This window comes from Anaerolineae bacterium (assembly GCA_035529315.1).
Lineage (GTDB): Bacteria > Desulfobacterota > Desulfobacteria > Desulfobacterales > ETH-SRB1 > Desulfaltia.
In genome coordinates this window covers 24,632-46,132 of sequence record DATKWZ010000030.1, presented here as the reverse complement: position 1 = coordinate 46,132, position 21,501 = coordinate 24,632, and the positions used below count along the sequence as shown (strand labels likewise).

Sequence of the window (21,501 nt, the reverse complement as noted above, 5' to 3'; positions counted from 1 at the left end):
AAATTTAACATTTAAAATTAATAATTCTCAATGTAGCCGGCCTCACATAAAAAAACCTGATAACTTACCCTTATTGCCCCAAACCTTTTTATATAAGCATTTTCAGCCTTTTCAAGAAGCGCCGGAGTAAACAGAATACGGTCTCCGTTCCTTCTAATATTTACTCCGGTATGTTTTATTGTCCTTAACAGATCAAGGATATTATCATGTCTTCTTGTAAACAGGGTTTCGCTTATTTTGACTTTTTTAAAAACCGTGTGCAAAAGAGATTTCACATCATCATGTTGCATAAAATATTGCGCCGCCATATTTACTTTTCCTGGATATATACCCTTCATTATTTCATAAAGCTCATAGAATGTTTCAGGCCCCATCATTGAAAAAACAATCATACCTCTGTTGGTGAGCAGCTCATGGTAGTGTTCCAATCCTTTCTTTAAATCCGCAAACCATTGAAAGGTGGAATTTGAAGTAATCAGATCGTATCTTTTTCCGTTTTCCGGAATAAACCCCTCTGCATCATTAACAAATAGCCTGACCTTTTTTTTCCTGTTTAATTTGCGAGCGGCGACAGAGATCATTTCAGGCGAGAAATCTATGGCTGTAATGTCGGCTGACGGAAACCTTTCTTGCAGCATCTCCGTGTAATTTCCTGTCCCGCATCCGATTTCAAGGATATTCTGAAAAAAATGAGGCTGTATTGAATCTATAAGCCTTACGCCAACCTCCTTCTGAACAAAAGCATATTGATCATAGGTGCGGGCAGCCTTTGAAAACGAATTTTTTATCCTTTGTTTATATCCCGGCATAAAATCTTTCCTTGAAATCAGGCTCAAGAAACGGGATATGCCCGCTTTTTTTAAAGGTAACCATCCCGGGGAAAGAGATATCCTTTGCCATCTCAACTATCTCGGAATAAGGCGCAATCCGGTCTTTTTCCCCATGGATGATCCTTACAGGATTTTCTTTCAGCGCAGTAGTCTCAAGCCTCTGTTGCATCAGATAATCGAGCCCCTTCAAAAGGAATTTCAGATCAAACATCTCTATATAGGATGAAAACATGCGCTCTTTAAACCACGCAAATGCCCTTTTTTGTCCCATGAAACAATTTCTGTAAAACCGGCTCAGATATAATATGCGATCCTTTATTAAAAGGGCGATCTGGGAATCGATTTCTTTCTCTGGATAGGTTTTTCTCATGGAAACTAAAAAGATTTCCCGCACAAACTCCCTGCCGTATTCCTCTAAAAAATTGATAGCCAAAAATCCTCCCATTGACCATCCAAAGAGCGAGACCTTTTTAATCCGATTTTCAACCAGCGCGCCCATAAGATCTGCGCTGAAACCCTCTGGATCATTTATTTGCGGAAGAAGATAATTAAAATCAAGATCAAGCAGCTCAAATATTCTCGCGTCAAACCCCCATCCCGGGATCAGTACAAGAACTTCGTCATGCCCCCTGTTTAGATATTGGAATCTGTTTAAACGCATATTTTAACACATCCGCAGCCTTTTTAAGGTCGTCTTTGGAATGATTGAAGGTAATGGAAAACCGGACACGAGCCTTTCCCTCAGGTACGGTAGGCGGACGCACGGCAAGAGCAAAAATGTCGTTTTCATAAAGCCTGTTTGAGATATTCAATGCATCGTAATTTTCACCCGCAAGCACAGGCACGATCTGGGCGTTCCCCATGACATTAAGGCGGTTTTCTTTTAGGAGAGATCTGAAATATTTGGTCTTTTCCAGCAGGACGGATCTCCGAGCCGGTTCTTCCACCACCATCTTTATTCCCCCTATACTTGCGCCGATTACAGAAGGGGGAAGCGCTGTTGAATATATGAAGCTTCTTGCCCTGTTGATACAATAATCGATCAGTCCCGCTGATGCCGCGGCATACGCGCCATAGCTGCCAAGCGCCTTTCCAAAAGTTCCTACAATAATATCTATCTTGTCTGTTAATCCGTATTTTTCGGCAACACCTGTTCCTTTTTCTCCGATAACGCCGACAGCATGGGCCTCATCTATCATACAAAGAGCGTCATACCTTTCCTTTAATTCCACGATCTCTTTTAGCGGCGCCACGTCTCCGTCCATGCTGAACAGAGACTCTGTAATGATGAACGCTTTTTTAAATCCTTTTCTTTCCCTTTTCATCAATGTTTCAAGGTGGTTAACATCGTTATGTTGAAAACGGAAAAAACGCGCGCCGGAAAGGAGGACTCCGTCCACGATACTTGCGTGGTTAAGACGGTCAGAGAATATAACATCCTTTCTGTCACATAAGGCCGATATAAGGCCGATATTTGCCAGATAACCGCTTCCAAACAAAATAGCCTTTTCCTTGCCGATAAAATCGGCTGTCATCTCTTCAAGCTGATGGTGGATGGAAAGATCGCCGCTCATGAGCCTTGAAGCAGACGAACTCGTTCCGAATCCATTGATCGCCTTTTGACTCTCTTCGATAAGTCGTGGATGTCCGGCAAGGCCGAGATAGTCGTTGGAGGAAAAATTCAGATATTCTACGTCATTTATATATACCCGGCCCGGCCCGGCAGGCCGCAGAGGTTTGAGTGTCCGCAGCAGATGCTGCTTTTTTCGTTCATCCAGGTAAGCATCTATCCATTCCATAACTTTCTTATCTCCGATATCATGGCAAGGTCTTCTTCAGGAGACCTTCCTTTTACAGTCAGATATCCTCCTATCATCATGCCGTTTGCGCCGGCGATAAAGGCTAATCCCTGGAAATCCTTTAAAACCGATTCTCTGCCGGCCGCTATCCTTATTGTCATGTTGCCTGTGATTAAGCGAAATATCGCGATGGTTCTCAGAACTTCTGCTGCTGAAATGTTTTCTGTTCCTTCAAGCGGCGTTCCTTTCAAAGGAACAAGTATATTGATCGGAATCGAATTTACATTAAGATCTCTCAGCGTCAGAGCCATATCAACCCGGTCTTCTTCGCTTTCGCCCAGCCCTATAATCCCGCCGCTGCATACTTCAAGGCCGGCCTCCTGGGCCGCCCTTATCGTCCTGATTCTGTCGTCAAATGTATGGGTAGTGACAATATTGGGATAGAACCGTCGAGATGTCTCAATGTTGTGATGATACCGGTTAAGTCCGGCATCTTTTAGAAGGACAAGAGATTTTGTGTCAAGTATGCCTAAAGAGGCGCAAGGGGATATTCCGATTTTTTCCTTTATTATGTTTATCACTTCAGCGATTTTTTCAACCTCTTGCCGGTCAGGCCCCTTTCCGCTGGTAACAATAGAAAATCTCTTTGCCCCGATCTCTTTTGCCCTTTTCGCCTGGGCCAGCAATTCATCTTTGCTCTTTAACGGGTATACAGAAATTTTTGTGTTATAATGAATTGATTGCGCGCAAAATCTGCAATCCTCACCACAACGTCCTGATTTGGCATTGGTGATACTGCACAGCTCAATCTTTCCTCCTGCCAGGCGTTTTCTTTCCTCGTTGGCAAGCAAGATCAATTGCCAGGTAGATAGTTTCTGAAAATCCTGTAATTTTGTATACATATTCGTAACCGTTTCGTAAATTGAGTTTATTATAAAACTTTATACATTATAATATATGATCCCCAAGTTTTTAACATACTACACTGATTATAAAATGCAAGGATCGTTAAAACCCTGTCCCCTGTAAAGAGCTGCTAAAATCATGCACATTCTACTTTACGCATAAATAAAATCAGGTTATGTTTATTTTGCAGAGTTTTTATATTCACCGCAGAGTACGCAAAGAAATTTATTGCCAAGAGACTAAATGAGCCGTTAAAATTATTTGGATTTGGTCGTTATTATTTGAGCTTAAGATGTATTATCGGAATCTGGAAAGAGAACAAAGCAATTTGGAAAATGCGCTCAAAAACGAACACCTGGATTTTAGCGCTGCATTTATGATTGTTCAGGATCTGCATCAGCTTGTCCGGGCAAATCCGGAAATTATCCGGCCGGAAACAATCTCGGCGCTGAAAAATGTTCTTGAAGATCCAAAGCACACCTTCCAGACACAATCATTTTTTCTCTATAAAGAGGCTGCTGATGCACTGGCCTCTATTCTGGTTCTTTCTGCTGACGAGTCCCTGTCAGAAAAAAGCATTTCTTCCCTGAAACAGATTGTTAATACAGGCTCCGGCATGCAGCAAAGGGCTGCTACCGAAGCCATGGGATCACTTCCCCTTCAAATTTGCGGCCCCGGTATGCCTGAGTATTGTTCTGAAAAGATACCATATGCAAGGTGGGATGACATATTAAAGCTTAACAATATTGCCGCCTGTAATAGCCCGGTAATTCTTGGCAGGAGTATGGTCGCACCAATAAATAATAGCTCCAAAATACTTGTTGTAAAATCGGCTGCAACCGAAAGCGGGGTGAAATTAATAAAAAAAGAGGCGGAATGGATGCATTATCTGTCTTCTTATGGCTATTCCTTACCCGTTGGATTTAAGATTCCTCAGCCTCTTCAGATTAACGGAAGCTATCTGTTCAGGCTTAAAAACCTGCCGGTCAGGCCTCCGGAGGGATCGTATATTAATCCAAAACACAATTGTGCTATAGCTTATATAGCTCATAAGGACTATTTCAGCTATCCGAACGACCATAGAAAAGCAAGACAACTGACCAAGGACAAATTCAGAGAGGTAATATTAAGAAATTCCAAGCTGTTGGGGAAATTAACCTCTTTGGGCATTGTTCATTCCGCCCCTATTCCTCTTTTCCATAATCGTGTGCAGCGCAACAGAAGAGCGGATCAGGGTGTCTATGAATGGCACCATGGCGGCAGACTTGACAGGTGGCTGTATTCATGCCGGCACCCAAATTTCGGAATAACCGGCATAAGAGATTTTGAACATCTTATCTCATATCAGGGATCGAGCCGGGAGCTTTACAGGCACATCGGCAGACAGATATTAAGCCTGGTGCTGGTAACCGGCAGCTACTTCCGTAACTTTGAGGCTGACAAGGTTGGATTCGACAAGCATGGAAAACCTGTGGATGTCCGATATCTTTTTGATAAACCCTTTTTGCAGGAACTTCTTCAGAGCATTTTTCATGAGTATTATAATGGATTTGTAAAAGAAAATTTCTGCGGTGATATCCCTTTTAACATTGAACAGCTCAGTCCCCGTATAATTGAAGAGATGGGGGTTGATCATCATATGGAGGAAATTCTGAGAGTGGCTGATCAAATAGAAATGACGGAAAAGGAGTTTATAGATTTTCTGGCCGCAAGAGGCTGCTCAAAAGAAGAGATAGAAGCTTTTAATAAAGATGCCGCAGATATTACCATCCAGACCGGCCCACATCTTGGCGGGTTTAATCAGAGTATATCTGTGCCGGAACTTATTCAATGCCTGGAAGTGGTGTCAGCCTATTGTATAGGGGGCAGATATCTGGCGAAAAAGGACTGAAAAAAATGAACGTCCAACATCGAACGTCCAACATCGAATGGAAAAAGATGAACATCTGAAAAGAAACAGAAATAGTCATTCAATGTTCGGCCTTTGTTTTTTTATTCAATTTAAAAATAATTTGAAGAGCGAAGCGACATCATTATTCGACGTTCAATGTTCGATGTTGGACGTTCATCTTTCAAAAATATCTGTGGAATGTTCGGTATTGGGTGTTTGTTTTTTAACTAAAGAATCAGCCCATGGTCAAACAACTTAATGGCATCCACACATTGACTTTAAAGAAGCCGGTTGTTATGATTTTAAATATGAAACCAGGAAATATTATTGAATATATCGACCGCCAGAAAATAATATGCGCGGTTGTTATGGAAGTCAAAAATACGAAATTGCGGCTTCTTACAGAAAAAGACCGGGAAGTAAAACTTTCCACAGGCCGTGTTTCACATAAATCCAGCACATGCATGGATCTTTCATCAAGCAGATATGAGCTGGTTGAAGCTTTAAAGGCAGCGGCAAACAAGCGCAAACATCTGATCGGCAGTGTAAATATCGGGGAGTTATGGGATATATTACATTCAGAACAGGAATGGATCGATCTGGCCACTATGACCGAACTGTGTTTTCCGAATAGCCCTGACGGTGATCACGAGGCAGCGGTTGTCAGGGCATTTTTTAACGACAGGCTTTATTTTAAGTTCGACCTTGATCGCTTTTTTCCGAATTCAGAAAACCAGGTTGAGCAGATTGCTGCCAATAGAAGAGAGGAGGCTCGAAAAGATCGGATAATAGAGGAGGGCGGGGCATGGCTTAATAAAATGGTCAATGCAGATAAAGGCTCTTTTTCACCTGATTCTCTGTCCTTAGAATATGTAAAGATATTAGAGTCCTTTTATCTGTTTGAAAAGGAAAGCACAGATTATGCTCTTGGTAAAGCAATGCTTGAAAAGGCCGGCATAAGAGATGGTGAAGCTGTTTTTCAGCTTTTAGTAAAGCTGGGTGTATGGGATAAAAATGAAAACATTGATCTGTACAGATATAAAATCCCGACCGCCTTTCCTGAGGAGGTAATGAAAAAAGCGGCGGAAATGGCAGGTTCATTGAGTGACATTTTCATATATGGTGGTCGAGAGGATCTGACCATGCTTCCTGTTATTACGATAGACGGGCAGTTGACCACGGATTTTGATGATGCCTTAAGCATTGAGGAGATCGGTGATCACTACAGACTTGGTATTCATATATCCGATGTGGGCCACTTTATCAAAAAAGGGGATATTATTGACCAGGAAGCCGTTGCTCGCGGAAGCTCAATTTACATGCTCGACAGGAAAATACCGATGCTGCCGGCATGCTTTGCCGAGGATCTATGCAGCCTGAAAGCCGGAGAATTGCGTCCGGCCATAAGTGTAATGGTAGAATTAAGCCGGTTTTTTGAAATAATTGATTTTGAGATTATTCCAAGCCTTATAAGGGTAAAACAACAACTTACATATTATGATGTTAACATGATTGCAGAGGATGACAGGGAAATAGGCATCCTGTATGATATAGCAAAAAATTTTCGTGAATTCAGGTTTGGCAGGGGCGCATTACAAATAACTTTGCCTGAAATTAATCTCTGGACAAATGGGGCCGGAGAACTAACTATAAAAAGGGTGCAGAGGGAAAGCCCCGGGAGGATGCTGGTTGCGGAAATAATGATAATGGCCAACTGGCTGATGGCCCGTTTCCTGGCAAAACAGAATGCTCCTGCAATTTTCAGATCCCAGCCGGAACCGCGCGGGCGCCTCTATAAAGGCAATGACGGAACTCTGTTTCAAAACTGGATGCAACGAAAGCTGCTAAGCCGTTATGTGTTAGGTCGGGAGCCGGAACATCATTCAGGGCTGGGGCTGGAGGCTTATGTTACCGCCACGTCACCTATCCGCAAATATTATGACCTTGTCACGCAGCGCCAGATTCGGGCCATCCTCGGGCTGGAAGAACCTTATAGTATCGAGGAGATAGAACGCATAATTCAATTGCTTGAGCAGCCCGTGAGCTGCGTGCTGAAAATTCAAAACAGCCGCCACAGATACTGGCTGCTTAAGTATCTTGAAAAAAGAATCAACCAAAAAGAGGAGGCTCTTGTGCTCTTTAAGCGGAAAAACAGCTACCAGGCGCTTATAAAGGAATATATGATAGAATGTGAGCTGCCTGTATCGAGCGGAATAGATTTAAAGCCCGAAGACCTGATTCAGGTCAGATTGCAGCATGTTAATGCAAGAAAGGATGTGCTTTCCGTGTATATGGGATAGGCACTTCAAAGTGACTAAAGTTACGAGTGACTAAAGTGAGCTAAAGTTAATGACTCGCTACGCTCCACTTTTTTATAAAATTGACAGAATTCAACAACTTTAGGCACTTTAGATCACTTTAGGCACTTCAAACTCTTTTTGAATATGAACGCAGAGCAGCAGGCCCTGTTTTAGAAATACCGTGGCCGAATTTTCGATAAATACGTTGCTGATCCCACGGCTTGAGCCCAATTTCAACATATCATCCTTCAGGGGATATTCCAGCCCGATAGCGGTTATGCCCAGAGTGTCACGGCCCAGAGGAATCAGAGAGAGAATATCCCCCTTTCCCCCATGGAATGTTATCTCTTTTCCTGCCCGCAGCAGCATGATTTCATGGCGTCCATCTATAATACGGATGGTTGCATTGGACAGGTTTTGCTCAGCCGGAAGCAAAATATTTGCAATACTCATATCCCAGCGGCCGCCCATGGCGCCGAACACAACGATTTCATCAGCGCCGCGGTCAACAGCAAGCTTTAAGGCCAGCTCCAGATCGGTTTGATCCTTTTTTGCCGGATAACGTATTATTTCTACGCCTGCGATTTGTAGCCCCTTTATGTCATCTCCGGCAAGAGAGTCCATATCTCCTATTACCACATCAGGAGTTATGCCTAAGCTCCGGCAGTGATGCAGCCCGCCATCTGCAGCAATGATTAAATCATTTCCGCTAAAGACAGAGCCGGCATCATCAATAATCCCATTTGCAAATATAACGGCTTGCATCGGTTTACAGTTTGTCAAGCAAATCACAAAAAAGCCGCACGCCAAAGCCGGTGCCGCCCGCGCCGCAGTATCCATCCCCTTTTTTGATATAAGCCGGTCCCGCAATATCAATATGAGCCCATCTGGAGTCTCCGGCAAACTCCGCAAGGAAGAGGGCGCCTGTAATAGCGCCGCCCCAGCGCGAGCTGCTTACATTCTTTATGTCTGCCAAATCGCTCTTGAGAAGCTCTTTGTAATCATCAGGCATGGGCAGTCTCCAGCAGCGTTCATGAGTTTTTTTGCCGGATAATTCTATGGCTTTTGCCAGCTCATCATCAAAAGAAAACAGCCCCGCGATTTTTTCCCCTAACGCTACGACACATGCTCCGGTTAAGGTCGCAATATCAATAATGGTATGAGGTTTATATTTTTTTATACAAAAGGAGAGCGCGTCTATCAATATCAGCCTGCCTTCAGCATCTGTATTTCCTATTTCAACTGTTTTTCCGTCATAGCTTTTTACGACGTCTCCTGGACGGGAGGCGCTGCCTGACGGCATATTTTCAACGATCGGGATTATTCCGACAACGCTTACATCAAGCTTTTGCCTTGCCGCCGTAATCAGGGTCGCGGCAACTGCGGCGGCTCCGGACATATCCGCTTTCATGCCATCAAGGGAGTTGGTGGGTTTTAAATTAATACCGCCGGAGTCAAAGGTAACACCTTTCCCCACCAGGGCTATCCTCTTCCCTGTTTTTTTGGGGTTATATTCAAGTATGACCATTCTTGCCTTGATCTGACTGCCGGCTGCCACAGCCAGCATTGCATTAAACCCTTTTTGCTTCAGCTCCTTTTCATCTAAAACCCTTACAGTAAGATTTTCTTTTTCGGCAAGGTTCACAATAGACCTTGTAAACTGCTCAGGCCTTTTATCGTTAGACGGGGTGCTGACCCAGTCTCTCGCCAGTATGGTTCCCGCACAAACAGTTGAGATACGTGCTGATAATCCGCTGTATTTTTCCGCCTCATCAGGTTTCACAAGAAGCTCAATTTTCTTGAGAGGCTTTATTTTTTTATCCTTTTTATATTTATCAAAAATATGATTCCCAAGAAACGCCCCTTCCATCATGGCCTCAAGCGCTGATGCAACCTCGATCTTCATGTTTTTACCGCAGGGGACGCTTAGAAGAACCTCAGGAAGATTTATTTTCATGCATTTTTTTACCGCTTTGCCCGCAAACTCCCGCAACGCTTCAGTATCGATTTTTTCAAGTTTCCCAAGTCCAAGAAACATCACCCTTTTTGCTTTTACCTCTTCAATGTCGTAAAAAATTACTTCATCATTTTTTTTACCTGTAAACTCCTTGAGCTGCTTTGCTTTTTTAATAAGCAAGGATATCAACTGGTTGTCATGAATTATTTTATCCTCACAAACGGGTATAATAAGTGTTTCCGTTTTTACTTTTTTTAGATCAACAGATGTCAGATTAAGCATGTTTTTTTCCTTTTTTTAAAAGAGACCGGACCAGAACCAAAAAGATCTTATTTGTTTATCAAAAAGGTATATTAAGTCAATATCATACTTTCAGCGGCTTTTCATTTAAAACCCTTGCCGGACCAGAACGCCGTTTTATTACAGCTTGTTTTATGCAATAAAACAGACTTTACATCCGATTTCTCATAGCATTTCACCACGAAGATTTTCCGGGTTTTACTCGTGTCTGCGGATTCGGTAAAATCGGAAAATCTTCACCTTTGTAAACGTTATAATAGGTGGATTATAAAAAGATTTGAGGTTCTTGGTCAGGCACTAATTAGAAGGCAATTTTGGTTTGACTACATATGAAACGTTAATTTTGTTTTTGGAACCAGAAGCAACTTTTAAAGATGCCGGAATGAGAACCGGATTCAGCGTGATTGCCCCGGATTTTCGGATATTGTCAAGTTGAACTTTTTCCGTGTAGATGGTTGTGATGTTGTCCAAAACGCGATTTCCGCCGACAACCTCGATGGCTTTTGGCTCAACCCTTACTTCCGATAGTATCAGTTGCTCGGGCAGCTTACCTACCCAGTCAACCTGAACAGGCAGTGTTTTTTTGATGGTGATATCAAGGGTCGCTTCAACGATTGAGGGGGTGATCTTTTTTAAAAAAATTCCCGGCGGCAGGGTAATATTTTTTTTGGTAATGGAAAAGGTATTACGTCCGGCAACGGCTTTATCCAGATCCATCTGCACATGAACCTGATCGGGTCGAATCGATTTTATTAAAGTTCCCGAGCCTCCCAGTTGGAGGCTGACGGTATTCACGGAAGTGTCAATAATTTCCATGCGGGGATCACGGGTGGTGTATTCTAAAGGGATTTCCAGGGTGATCAGGGTGTCTATTCCTTTTGAAAAACCGAACCATACAACCGTTACCAATATGATGGATAAAAACGCTGCAACGCCTAGTTTTAATCTGCTTTTCCTCAAAAGACCCTTATTTTCTTCAATTGTTCCAGCATGCACCTGTAACTTTTTTATCAGCTCGTCCTTTCCTGCAATATCCGAGATTGTCGAATCTTTAGCCACAACCACTTTTCCTGTTTCCTCGGAAACAACGACAATCAAGGCGTCTGTGGTTTCGGCCAATCCGAGCGCTGCACGGTGACGGGTTCCGTAACGAGAAGGCAGATCATTGTTGTGGGATAACGGCAGAATGACTCCGACGTCGGTAATCTGATTCCCCTTAATTATAGCAGCACCGTCATGGACAGGATTATCAGGCCAGAAGATGCTGATTATCATTTCCTTGGATACCGATCCATTCCAGCGCATCCCCTTTTGAATTGTCTCTTCGAGATCGTCCTTGGCCGGGAAAACCATCAGTGCCCCGATACGTAGCCGGGACAATGTATAAATACTTTCCACAATGATTTCTATCGGTGGATGAAACGGCTTATAAGAAAAACCCCAGAGAATGGTTTTTAAATTCTTGGCCTGAAGAACGCTGCGGATTTCATTTCTGAAAACAATGATGATAATGAGTGTGGCAACCGCCATAATTCCCTGAAGTGCCCAGCTGGTTAAAATTAAACCGAAAAAAACAGCTGTTCGTTGGAAGACCCACAGGATCGCGATTCCGGTAATCACCCGAAAGACCATGGTCCCTCTAAAAAGGACGTAAAGCCGAAACAGTATATAACTGTTTAACAGTATATCCGCGATATCCTGCCATCGTAAGGTCGCAAAAAAAGGCAACAGTATTTTCATTTCTCAATTAGTCCGTGATGCTGAATCTTACAATATCAAGCAGATTGCCTTTGTGGTCGAGTATCTGCACTCGCCATGGGCCCTTATCGGTTTCCCGGAGCTGAATACTGCTATAGGTTGACCAGCGCGGCGGTTGAAGGTACAGCTTTTTCTTTGCGCTGAGTTTATCCTGGTAATACCATTCGTGATAAATAAACGTTTTTTCAGGTACAGGATCAAATGAGGTAAAACACGAGACTTTGCCGATGGCAATCGAAAACACTACCGCCGAATTATAAGGGGCATAGTCCTTGATTTCCTCACACATTACTGTGTGAGTCAGGGTCAGTTTTTGGGGGACCTTAAGAGGCTGAGCATTATTTGGATCCTGGGGAAATCCATGGGAAACAAAGAAAAAATCAGCAGCCAGCAATAAAATCAGTATTAAACAAAATTTGCATCTCATGGTTTTGTTTTTTAAAATAAAAGTATTTCAGAACTTAATAGGAACCAAGTTGTGCTGTTATCGATTTTTAGCTGATATTTATAATTTTGCAAGTAAAATCATGCGGTCATTTATTATTATCATAAATAACCCTCATGCATTATGCGAACACAGGTTGTTTTAAAGTATATGCTCTGGATATTGAATTGTTGGGGGTCATGGCCGTATAGAAATTCCGGGACATCCTCCGGTTTATAAGTTTATATCGTCAAGAAGTAACTATTGATTCTCTTTTGCAATTGCAGTTTTTTCACCACGCTTACCAGACAAACTCACGGCGGGTTGAGATAATTTCAGTCAGCTTCGGCTTTGTTGATTTCAAAGTGGTGGCTACTGCTATTTGCCCCATATCATGAAAACCATTTGATATGATGAAAAACGAACCTGACTCCAAGTACCTATAATTATTGTATGTTTCATCCATTTGATACTATTGATATGTTTATTTCCCGGCAAGATATCAAAATTGGCTTGCTTTTTAAATTATTTTTTATTAAATTGTACATCCCTTTTAATATTCCCATAAGCTCTATCAAACAGTTTGTTTCAGGCAGTTTGTTTCAGGTTGATCCTTCTGAATCTTTAACCTACTTGGAGAAAATGGTAATTAACTATCGATAGATGTGTTGCGCAGTCTATTCTATGCTTTTCGAGCCACAGGATCCGTTCCTGTGGCTTTTAATATTTAACAAAAAGGAAACAAAACAACAATGATTTGCACCACCAATGTTACCCTCGCCTATGGCAAGAGGGTTCTGTTCAAAGACGTTAATATAAAGTTTGCACCAGGCAACTGCTACGGACTCATCGGCGCCAACGGAGCAGGAAAATCCACATTTTTGAAAATTCTTGCCGGGGATATCGAACCGGACTTTGGAACCGTCTCCGTGGGAGCCAGGGAGAGAATCGCGGTTTTAAGACAGGACCACTTTGCCTTTGACGAAGAGACGGTTTTAAACACTGTAATAATGGGCCATGAAAAGCTGTACAAAATTATGAGAGACAGGGAGGCTCTTTATGATAAACCGGATTTTTCCGAAGAGGACGGAATCAGAGCAGGTGAGCTTGAGGTTGAATTCGCAGAGATGAGCGGCTATGAGGCAGAGTCTGAAGTGGGGGTTCTCTTAAACAATCTGGGAATTACCGAAGAGATGCATCAGAAAAAGATGAAGGAACTCGAGGGCGGGGGAAAGGTGCGAGTGCTCCTTGCCCAGGCCCTGTTTGGAAACCCGGACGTCCTGCTTCTGGACGAGCCCACCAACAACCTGGACCTCAAGTCCATTGCCTGGCTTGAGGAGTTTCTCTACAGGTTCCAGAACACGGTAATCCTGGTATCACATGACCGTCATTTCATGAACCAGGTCTGCACCCACATCGCAGACATTGATTTTGGTAAGATCTCGGTGTACATGGGGAACTACGATTTCTGGTACCAGGCCAGCCAACTGAATCTGAAACAGAAACAGGCGGGAAACAAGAAAATCACCGACCGGGCCAATGAACTGAAGGCTTTTATCCAGCGGTTCAGTGCCAACGCCTCCAAGTCTAAGCAGGCCACCTCCCGAAAGAAACTTTTAGAAAAACTCACCGTTGAGGACATGCCGGTGTCGTCAAGAAAATACCCGTTTATTTGCTTCAAGCCGGAACGACCCTGTGGTAACGTGATCCTGGAAGTTGACGGACTCACCAAGACCATTGATGGTGAAAAGGTACTGGACAACGTGAGTTTTACCGTGAACGGAGGGGATAAGATCGCCTTGATGGGCGGGAACAGCCTGGCCAAGACTACCCTTTTCCAAATTCTGGCAGGGAAGATAGAACCGGACAGCGGAACTTTCCATTGGGGAACCACCATCACCCACTCCTATTTTCCCAAAGAATACAGCGCCTATTTCAAAGGTGAACGGAACCTTATCGAATGGCTCCTGCAGTTCGCTCCCCCAACAGAGGGGGAGAGCTTTGCCAGGACCTTCCTGGGACGCATGCTCTTTTCCGGGGAAGAGGCCCTTAAAAAGATCAGCGTACTCTCCGGTGGGGAAAAAGTTCGCTGTATGCTCTCAAAGATGATGCTTTCCGAATCCAATGTCCTGATGATGGATGAACCCACCAACCACCTCGACCTGGAATCGATCACGTCATTAAATAACAGCCTGCTCAACTTCCAGGATGTGATTCTTTTTACCTCCCATGACCACGAGTTCGTGAATACCGTGGCAAATCGGATTATCGAAATCATCCCTGGTGGCGTCATTGATCTACTCATGACTTTCGACGAGTATATTGAAAGAACGGAGGTTTTGAAAACCCGTGAAGGCATGCTCCGTAAGGCCGCTTAAGCAACCGGTTTCAAAGGACACCGGGTTATGAATTAAAAAAACAGACAGGGAAAATACAAGGTGTAATAAAAAAGCCTATGCCTGGCTGTAATTAATACTAATCTACAAAAAGCGGCACTATACAGAATTGCCTTACATCTATAAGGCCAGAGCAACTATCCTGTCATCGCCCAAAAAGGGGAAAGATCATCCGCTCCAAGCCTGGCTCCGGAGGTTTCCATGTGGGGTATTGGTTGTTTCATCAATACTGTTTAGGGACATTGGATGGCCCATTTGCATTGAAATCTGCGCTATTATGTCTTTTCCTTGTTTATTTTTGCTCCGCATAGTGTTTGGAACAGATAAGGAACTTACCCTTCCCTCGATATTGGTAATGGTTCCCTCTGATTCATTAAGTGGAGGGGGGGGAAGGATTACTTCTGCGGCTGACAATAATCGTGAATGATAAGGTGATTGAGCCACTAAGAATTCAGCCTGAGAAAGAGCGTTTTTTACTGTGTCATCATATTCAACAGCTTCAGGAATGTCCCCCATCAAATAAATTACACGAATATCCTCTGTGAGAGTTTTTTCCAGTATTTTTCCTGTTGATAATCCTGGCTGTTCAGGCAGATTTGTTTTCCAGGCATTTTCAAATTTTTTGCGTTCTTCAATATCACTTATCCACTTTTGTCCGGGGAAGAGGTTTGGGGAAACGCCCATATTAAGCAATCCATAACCATTGGTTTTAAAAAGAAGTGGAAAAAGATGCAAAAATCCCTGCCTGGACATTGAAAAAATTTGTTCGAGCTGATTTGCATCCCACTTAAAAATTTCCTTTGAATAAAGAAAAACTGTAGGCAGTTCGTCTGAAATATCAGGTAATGTGTCATCCACAAAGACAACTGCCGCTTTGTTCTTTCTTTGAGCGCGTCTGACAAGCGCATCGATTATTGGATATCGAACAGATGGATTGTCAGAGGTGATAAGAATCTGTTTTGCGGTTTCAATAGTTCTATATTCAGCCGTAGCCGAAAACAGCGAAATACATTCAGGGAGAATATCTATTTCAGACAGGCTATCGAAAAAGTCGATATTCGGAGTTTTAATTACAGCTCTTAAAAATTTCTGAAATAGATATGCTTCTTCATTTGTGCATGCTGATGTGGCAATCCCTGCAAAAGATTCAGGGACATATGCCTTTTGAAGAGTTTTTAGCCGCTGAGCAACATAGGAAATCGCCTCATCCCATTCTACAGGGATAAATTGCCCCTTTTGCTTGATCAACGGCTTGTCCAGCCTTTTTCTTCCATCTGCATCTTTATATCTGAACTTTCCATCGATACACAAATGGCCGTAATTCGGTTTCTTATGCAGATTCGATGTTATCTTGATAAGGTCTTTCCCTATGTAGTTTAATGTTATTGCGCAGCCGCAACCGCACAACGAGCATGTGGTTGGCATGGTCTCAAGGTGGAAGGGGCCTGGTCGTTTTTTCGTTTTTTCAACAAGGGCGCCTGTGGGACAGTTGCCAACACATAAGCCACATGAAACACAATTATCGTTAATTACAGGTCCGTAAAAGGACACATTGTCTTTTTGATCAAATTCCAGCGGTTCTAATGTGATCGCATCAGAACACTGGTATTCCGAGCAATTGCGTACACATCGCCTGCAGTTAATGCACTTGTTTGGATCAACTATGATGTAAGGGTGGGTTTCGTTTATTTCAAACTTTTTCTCCTGCCAGGTTTCAATGTTTGATATATCTACTCCGTATTCTGTTGCATATTTTCTTAATTTGCATTCAAATGCATCAATACACCCGCAGGAAAGACACCTTTTTGCTTCTTGAACAGCAGTTTCTTCTGAAAACCCCATATCTACTTCTTCAAAATTATTGCGCCGGGCACCTGCAGGAAGTTCCGGCATTTTTGCCTTCGGGTTTTTATCAATTCCTGCAAAATTTTGCATGCCAACTTTATCAAGAGGCCCTTTGCTTATGTTAAATGGCATTTCAAGGGATTTTACAGGTTTTTTGCGAAGAAAAAGATCAATGGAGTTTGCAGCGCGTCTGCCTGCTCCAAAAGCAGAAATCACTGTTTTGGGACCAGTAAAAATGTCGCCTCCGGTAAAGATCCCTGCCGCGTTAGTTTGTAACGTGCCTGAATGAGCTACAATTGTACCCCAGCGTGTTGTTTCAATTTCTTGACCAAGCTCGTCATGCTGTAACCCGGAAAGATCCGGAATCTGGCCAATTGCCGCTATTACTGTGTCCACGTCAACAACTTGCTCAGAGCCTGATATCGGCACAGGACACCTTCTTCCACTGGAATCCTTTTCTCTCAGTTCCATACCGATATATTCCATCTGCCGCAACTTACCATTTTCTCCTATTAATCTGGATGGAGCAACAAGGATATTGATTCCAATTCCTTCTTCTTCCGCTGCATCAACTTCTGCGGCAAGAGCCGGCATTTCAACGCGGGACCGTCGATAGTATATGTCGACCTTTTTGGCGCCAAGTCTAAGGGCGCTGCGAGCAGCATCTATAGCTGTATTCCCGCCGCCGATAACTATTACCTTATTTCCAATCTCTACATCTTTCCCAAGTGAGACATCTGTTAAAAAAGTTGTGCCTTCTATAACGCCACTTAATTCTTCTCCGGGGATACGCAAGTTGCGTGTACCCCAGCACCCTATACCTAAAAAAACTGCGCTATACCCATCTGCCAGAAGGCTTTCACAGGTAAAGTCTTTCCCAAGTAAAATATTTGTTTTTGCTTCAATTCCAAGCTGAAGCATAGATTCTATTTCAAGATCGAGTATATGCCTGGGAAGACGGTAACTGGGAATTCCATACCTCAATTGTCCACCTAATTCCGGCATAGCCTCCAATATGGTTACCTCATGTCCTTTTTGCCTGAGATAATATGCAGCGGAAAGTCCGGCCGGTCCTCCTCCAACCACTGCAACCCTGTAACCAGAAGGTTCGGGGAGACATATAATTAATTTTTTATAATTATTTCTCTCGTAATCGCCAAGAAAACGCTTTGCAAAATTAATACAAACAGGCTCGTCAACTCTTTGGCGACGGCATTCAGCTTCACAGGGGCGTGGGCATATCCTTCCGATTACCAAAGGCATTGGGCAGCGCTCCTTAACTATTCTTAATGCTTCCAAATATTGGCCATTGGCAAGTAGTGCAAGATATCCCTGAATATCCACGTTTGCCGGGCAGGTGAGGTGGCATGGGGCTACGCAGTCTCCATAGTGTTTGGACAGTATTAATTCTATTTTATTGCGGCGTGCCTGGCGGACCCTCTCTGAATCGGTATCTACAACCATTCCTTCTTTGACCTTTGCGATACAAGATGTTACCAGACGATCCTTACCTTTAATTTCTACTATACATAAACGACATCGTCCTAAAGGCTTGAGGTGTTCTTGATAGCAAAGGGTTGGTATATGAATCCCTGATTCTTCCGCTGCTTGAAAGATCGTAAATTCAGGGTTTACTGTGGTTTCTCTTCCGTTGATCGTGAGCTGAATTTTTTTTGACAAGCCTTACCTCCTATTTCCCGCATACCCTTCCATCCCGCACCCCTTTGCCTTTGCTTCCCATAATATAAAGAAATGCCAGGAAGATTGTCGCATTACATTAGCTATAGCAATTAGAAAAGACACTCCATATATATCAAATATATCCGATAGCTGTATAAGATGCAACTTGTTAAATTGGGAATATCCAATCAGTCCCCACGGAAATCCATGAAAGGGGAAATGCCCATATATATGCCAAACAGGATCATAAAAATTCCGCAGCAAACAAGAATTCCATAATATATTATATCTTTTTGTTTAAATACCGCGGGCCGAAAAAGGACAAAATCGAAACAAACACTTACAGGGGTCACAAATGAGAATAATAAAGGGCGACTTACTAAAGCTGGCGATAGACAAGGAGTTTGATATAATCATTCACGGTTGCAATTGTTACTGTACCATGGGTGCGGGTATAGCCAAAGCTATAAGAGATACATTTCCTGAAGCCTGGGATGCGGATTCAAAGACCGGAAAAGGCTCATTAAACAAGCTGGAAACCATGCGGTATAGGGGACATCCTTCAGATTAGATTCCTGAGAAATAAGTCAGTTTTTTTGAAACAAATAAATTAGAGCTATCGAATTCGGTTTGTCGAGGTTATTCCACATAAGACCAAGTCATGTTTGATGATATTGACTTCAAATACGTTTAAACGATGTAAAATGAACCATATAAAATGTTGATATTATTGATTTTTCAGTTTTTTCTCAAGCTCTGCAAAAAGATTTTTTTGCTTTTCTGCCTGTTCAGCCTGAAACAACTCAATTTTTTTTGATAAATCCTTTTTGTTGCTCTGAAATTTTTTAAGCTCTTCTTCTAATTTACTCTCCCCGAAGCCCCTCGGAATTTCTTCTATTTTTAAATGGTTTTTGACAAAAAGCATGGCCCCGTATGATCCTTCAACAACATCTATGATTCCCATTTCACCAAGCTTTTTGCATATAAGATTGCCATGCTCCAGAGAAAAGGATATCATCCGGCAGACCTTTTCAATAGAGGAAGAAGCATCATCCTGGTGCTCAAGAATCCTTATTGCCGCAACCACAAGGTGTGCTTTAGTATATAAGTCTATCTCTTTCATAAGCGTTTCTTGACATAAAAGTTCAGGCAGAGTAACATTTTTTAATTATATGTCAAGTTGGGAAATTTATTTTAAGGAGGTTATGATGACGGAAATAATTGATGTAAAGGCAAGGGAGGTTCTGGATTCAAGAGGGAACCCAACAGTTGAGGCGGATGTAATTCTCACCTGCGGAGCTGTTGGTCGCGCTATTGTGCCTTCCGGCGCTTCAACCGGAAAACGTGAAGCCCTTGAGCTTCGTGATACACGATCAAAGCGTTTTAATGGAAAGGGAGTTAACAAGGCCATTAAAAATGTGACGGATATTATTGCGCCGGCTGTGCTCGGAATGGATGCGGCTGATCAGGACACCCTTGACAACTATATGATTAAATTAGACGGCACTCCAAACAAATCAAAACTTGGAGCAAATGCCATACTTGCCGTATCCATGGCAGCTGCAAGGGCTGCATCGCTTGCCTATGGATTGCCTCTTTATAGATATTTAGGCGGGATAAATGCCAGATATCTTCCCATTCCCATGATGAACGTAGTTAACGGCGGATCACATGCCGCCAATAATCTTGATATTCAGGAATTCATGATAGTGCCTGTTGGAGCAAAATCGATTACCCAGGCGATTCAGATGGGAGCAGAAACCTTTCACAGCCTGAAAAAGATATTGAAAGAAAAGGGGCTTGTTATTGCTGTTGGCGATGAAGGAGGTTTTGCCCCGGATCTAAAGTCTAATGAAGAGGCAATAAAATTAATAATAAGCGCTATTAAATCAGCCGGATATAAACCAGGGGAAGATATCGGGATTGCCATTGATGCGGCTGCAAGCGAGTTCTATAAACAGGGAACATATTATTTAAAATCGGAAAATAAAAAACTTACATCAAAACAGATGATCGACTATTATGAGGGTTTAATTGAGAAATATCCTGTCCTTTCCATTGAGGACGGCCTTTCTGAACAGGATTGGCAGGGATGGGAGCTGATGACCGACAGGCTGGAAAACTCTATCCAGATTGTCGGCGATGATATCTTTGTCACCAACCCAAAGATATTCGGCAAAGGCATTGAACAGGGAATAGCAAACTCCATTCTTATTAAGTTGAATCAGATAGGTACGGTAACTGAAACCCTTGATGCCATTGAAATGGCTAAGCAGGCTGGATACACTACAGTAATATCCCACCGGTCAGGAGAAACAGAAGATACATTTATCGCAGACCTTGTGGTCGGCGTAAACGGCGGCCAGATAAAAACAGGTTCAATGTCGCGTACAGACAGGATCGCAAAGTATAACCAGCTCATCAGGATTGAAGAGGAGCTTGGTGGCGGAGCCAGATTTTCAGATGATATATTTATTGCATAATAAAATGCATCAATACCTGAGAAATGCTTTTGTTATAATATGTTTCCTTGCAATGGTTTTGTGCTGTTATACACCGGCAAGTTGTTATGTTCTGCAGGGGCCGCATCTTCTGGATTTAATGATAAAAAAATACGGGAACGCCAAAAAACTTTTGGTTTCTCAAAACCTGATTTTTTACGACAACACCAGACAGATGGATGCGGTTAAAATAAATGAAACATTAAGCTATGTTTTCCCTGAAGAGTTCCGCTCCGATATTTTATCTGAAAATACTCAAAAAATTCATATTGTATCAAAAGACCGGACATTAACAATAATCGACGGAAAAATTGCAGACGATTTTAAATCAATATTTGACAGTTATAAGGATCTTATTCTTTATCGTTCCAGGATATTGCTCCAAAAAAGGCTTGACATGTTTGGGGTTGATGGATCAATTTCAAGCCTGGGACGTTTTCGCGGTAAAATAGCCTATATAGTGGGCGCTCAATACCCTGACGAATCAGCACCCCAGGTATGGATAGACAAAGAAACGTTCAGGCCGGTCCGCTGGATAATCACCAAAAAGGCGGAAAACGACAGGCAGGATACCACGGAATTCAGGTATGTTGAATGGAAGATGTTCGACAACAACTGGTATCCTATACGTATCGAGATTTATCAAAACAATACCTTGCTACGCGAAATTGTTGTTGATAATATTAATATAACCCCTTCATTTTCAGAGGATTTTTTTAATATCATGAAACTGCAATCAACCTATATGGAGGCTGGTCAGATCGAGCAGAAACAACGCGACCCGGAAGAATTAAGCGAGATTCAAAAAACCATTGAGGAATTCAAAAAAATATATAAATAACAATTTAGGATTAAAGGATTAAGAGGATTGTTTGCAACATTCGGTTGGCTTGTTCATACCACTTTTAATCCTT

Annotated in this window: 16 protein-coding genes; 6 read left to right on the top strand and 10 right to left on the bottom strand. The window is 42.6% G+C overall.

From position 1 onward, the window contains the following. Nucleotides 1–17: 17 nt before the first annotated feature. Genes bioC through bioB form a run of 4 tightly spaced genes read right to left on the bottom strand, consistent with a single transcriptional unit; the run spans nucleotide 18 to nucleotide 3,531 of the window. Complete coding sequence (bioC, locus tag VMW78_05585) at nucleotides 18–809, bottom strand: malonyl-ACP O-methyltransferase BioC (protein HUV50474.1); 792 nt, start codon at nucleotides 807–809, stop codon at nucleotides 18–20. After that, entirely contained in the window at nucleotides 796–1,491 is a 696-nt protein-coding gene (locus VMW78_05580; GenBank protein HUV50473.1) for an alpha/beta hydrolase, read from the bottom strand. Before VMW78_05580 ends, bioC begins: the two co-directional genes overlap by 14 nt. Further along, the gene (gene bioF / locus VMW78_05575) at nucleotides 1,451–2,629 is read right to left on the bottom strand and encodes an 8-amino-7-oxononanoate synthase (GenBank protein ID HUV50472.1); all 1,179 of its coding nucleotides are present in this window, start codon (nucleotides 2,627–2,629) and stop codon (nucleotides 1,451–1,453) included. Before bioF ends, VMW78_05580 begins: the two co-directional genes overlap by 41 nt. Then, on the bottom strand, nucleotides 2,617–3,531 hold the full coding sequence (gene bioB / locus VMW78_05570) for a biotin synthase BioB (protein ID HUV50471.1): 915 nt from the start codon (nucleotides 3,529–3,531) through the stop codon (nucleotides 2,617–2,619). Before bioB ends, bioF begins: the two co-directional genes overlap by 13 nt. A 296-nt stretch (nucleotides 3,532–3,827) precedes the next feature. Between bioB and VMW78_05565 the strand changes: the two genes are divergently transcribed. Beyond that, entirely contained in the window at nucleotides 3,828–5,426 is a 1,599-nt protein-coding gene (locus tag VMW78_05565; GenBank protein HUV50470.1) for a SidJ-related pseudokinase, read from the top strand. 308 nt (nucleotides 5,427–5,734) lie between these two features. After that, entirely contained in the window at nucleotides 5,735–7,726 is a 1,992-nt protein-coding gene (locus VMW78_05560; protein ID HUV50469.1) for an RNB domain-containing ribonuclease, read from the top strand. A 108-nt stretch (nucleotides 7,727–7,834) separates the two neighbouring features. Here the strand turns inward: VMW78_05560 and VMW78_05555 are convergent, their stop codons facing one another. The 4 genes from VMW78_05555 to VMW78_05540 form a co-directional block, all read right to left on the bottom strand. Beyond that, the gene (locus tag VMW78_05555) at nucleotides 7,835–8,491 is read right to left on the bottom strand and encodes a thiamine diphosphokinase (GenBank protein ID HUV50468.1); all 657 of its coding nucleotides are present in this window, start codon (nucleotides 8,489–8,491) and stop codon (nucleotides 7,835–7,837) included. 4 nt (nucleotides 8,492–8,495) lie between these two features. Then, entirely contained in the window at nucleotides 8,496–9,965 is a 1,470-nt protein-coding gene (locus tag VMW78_05550) for a leucyl aminopeptidase (protein ID HUV50467.1), read from the bottom strand. Nucleotides 9,966–10,280: 315 nt separating this feature from the next. Next, nucleotides 10,281–11,723: a diadenylate cyclase gene (locus VMW78_05545; protein ID HUV50466.1), complete on the bottom strand. Its 1,443-nt coding sequence runs from the start codon at nucleotides 11,721–11,723 to the stop codon at nucleotides 10,281–10,283. Between the two features lie 7 nt (nucleotides 11,724–11,730). Next, on the bottom strand, nucleotides 11,731–12,168 hold the full coding sequence (locus tag VMW78_05540) for a DUF2914 domain-containing protein (GenBank protein HUV50465.1): 438 nt from the start codon (nucleotides 12,166–12,168) through the stop codon (nucleotides 11,731–11,733). A gap of 749 nt (nucleotides 12,169–12,917) precedes the next feature. On the opposite strand from VMW78_05540, the gene VMW78_05535 reads away from it, so the two are divergent. Continuing rightward, complete coding sequence (locus tag VMW78_05535; protein ID HUV50464.1) at nucleotides 12,918–14,543, top strand: ATP-binding cassette domain-containing protein; 1,626 nt, start codon at nucleotides 12,918–12,920, stop codon at nucleotides 14,541–14,543. Nucleotides 14,544–14,729: 186 nt separating this feature from the next. On the opposite strand, the gene VMW78_05530 is transcribed toward VMW78_05535, so the two are convergent. Then, nucleotides 14,730–18,086 (bottom strand): FAD-dependent oxidoreductase, encoded by a 3,357-nt coding sequence (locus VMW78_05530; protein HUV50463.1) that lies wholly within the window; start codon nucleotides 18,084–18,086, stop codon nucleotides 14,730–14,732. A 355-nt stretch (nucleotides 18,087–18,441) separates the two neighbouring features. Between VMW78_05530 and VMW78_05525 the strand changes: the two genes are divergently transcribed. Next, nucleotides 18,442–18,657, top strand: coding sequence for a hypothetical protein (locus tag VMW78_05525; GenBank protein HUV50462.1), 216 nt, complete (start codon nucleotides 18,442–18,444; stop codon nucleotides 18,655–18,657). Nucleotides 18,658–18,813: 156 nt separating this feature from the next. Here the strand turns inward: VMW78_05525 and VMW78_05520 are convergent, their stop codons facing one another. After that, nucleotides 18,814–19,209, bottom strand: a complete 396-nt coding sequence (locus VMW78_05520) for a hypothetical protein (protein HUV50461.1) — start codon at nucleotides 19,207–19,209, stop codon at nucleotides 18,814–18,816. Between the two features lie 85 nt (nucleotides 19,210–19,294). On the opposite strand from VMW78_05520, the gene eno reads away from it, so the two are divergent. Continuing rightward, nucleotides 19,295–20,569, top strand: coding sequence for a phosphopyruvate hydratase (eno, locus tag VMW78_05515; GenBank protein ID HUV50460.1), 1,275 nt, complete (start codon nucleotides 19,295–19,297; stop codon nucleotides 20,567–20,569). Next, nucleotides 20,550–21,428 (top strand): hypothetical protein, encoded by an 879-nt coding sequence (locus VMW78_05510; protein HUV50459.1) that lies wholly within the window; start codon nucleotides 20,550–20,552, stop codon nucleotides 21,426–21,428. Before eno ends, VMW78_05510 begins: the two co-directional genes overlap by 20 nt. Nucleotides 21,429–21,501: the final 73 nt, after the last annotated feature.

Coding starts and splice junctions, on each gene's coding strand:
- VMW78_05520 (HUV50461.1), bottom strand. CDS start 19,209: ATGAAAGAGATAGACTTATATACTAAAGCACACCTTGTGGTTGCGGCA.
- VMW78_05535 (HUV50464.1), top strand. CDS start 12,918: ATGATTTGCACCACCAATGTTACCCTCGCCTATGGCAAGAGGGTTCTG.
- VMW78_05555 (HUV50468.1), bottom strand. CDS start 8,491: ATGCAAGCCGTTATATTTGCAAATGGGATTATTGATGATGCCGGCTCT.
- eno (HUV50460.1), top strand. CDS start 19,295: ATGACGGAAATAATTGATGTAAAGGCAAGGGAGGTTCTGGATTCAAGA.
- VMW78_05510 (HUV50459.1), top strand. CDS start 20,550: ATGATATATTTATTGCATAATAAAATGCATCAATACCTGAGAAATGCT.
- VMW78_05580 (HUV50473.1), bottom strand. CDS start 1,491: ATGCGTTTAAACAGATTCCAATATCTAAACAGGGGGCATGACGAAGTT.
- VMW78_05525 (HUV50462.1), top strand. CDS start 18,442: ATGAGAATAATAAAGGGCGACTTACTAAAGCTGGCGATAGACAAGGAG.
- VMW78_05540 (HUV50465.1), bottom strand. CDS start 12,168: ATGAGATGCAAATTTTGTTTAATACTGATTTTATTGCTGGCTGCTGAT.
- bioB (HUV50471.1), bottom strand. CDS start 3,531: ATGTATACAAAATTACAGGATTTTCAGAAACTATCTACCTGGCAATTG.
- bioC (HUV50474.1), bottom strand. CDS start 809: ATGCCGGGATATAAACAAAGGATAAAAAATTCGTTTTCAAAGGCTGCC.
- VMW78_05545 (HUV50466.1), bottom strand. CDS start 11,723: ATGAAAATACTGTTGCCTTTTTTTGCGACCTTACGATGGCAGGATATC.
- VMW78_05550 (HUV50467.1), bottom strand. CDS start 9,965: ATGCTTAATCTGACATCTGTTGATCTAAAAAAAGTAAAAACGGAAACA.
- VMW78_05560 (HUV50469.1), top strand. CDS start 5,735: ATGAAACCAGGAAATATTATTGAATATATCGACCGCCAGAAAATAATA.
- bioF (HUV50472.1), bottom strand. CDS start 2,629: ATGGAATGGATAGATGCTTACCTGGATGAACGAAAAAAGCAGCATCTG.
- VMW78_05565 (HUV50470.1), top strand. CDS start 3,828: ATGTATTATCGGAATCTGGAAAGAGAACAAAGCAATTTGGAAAATGCG.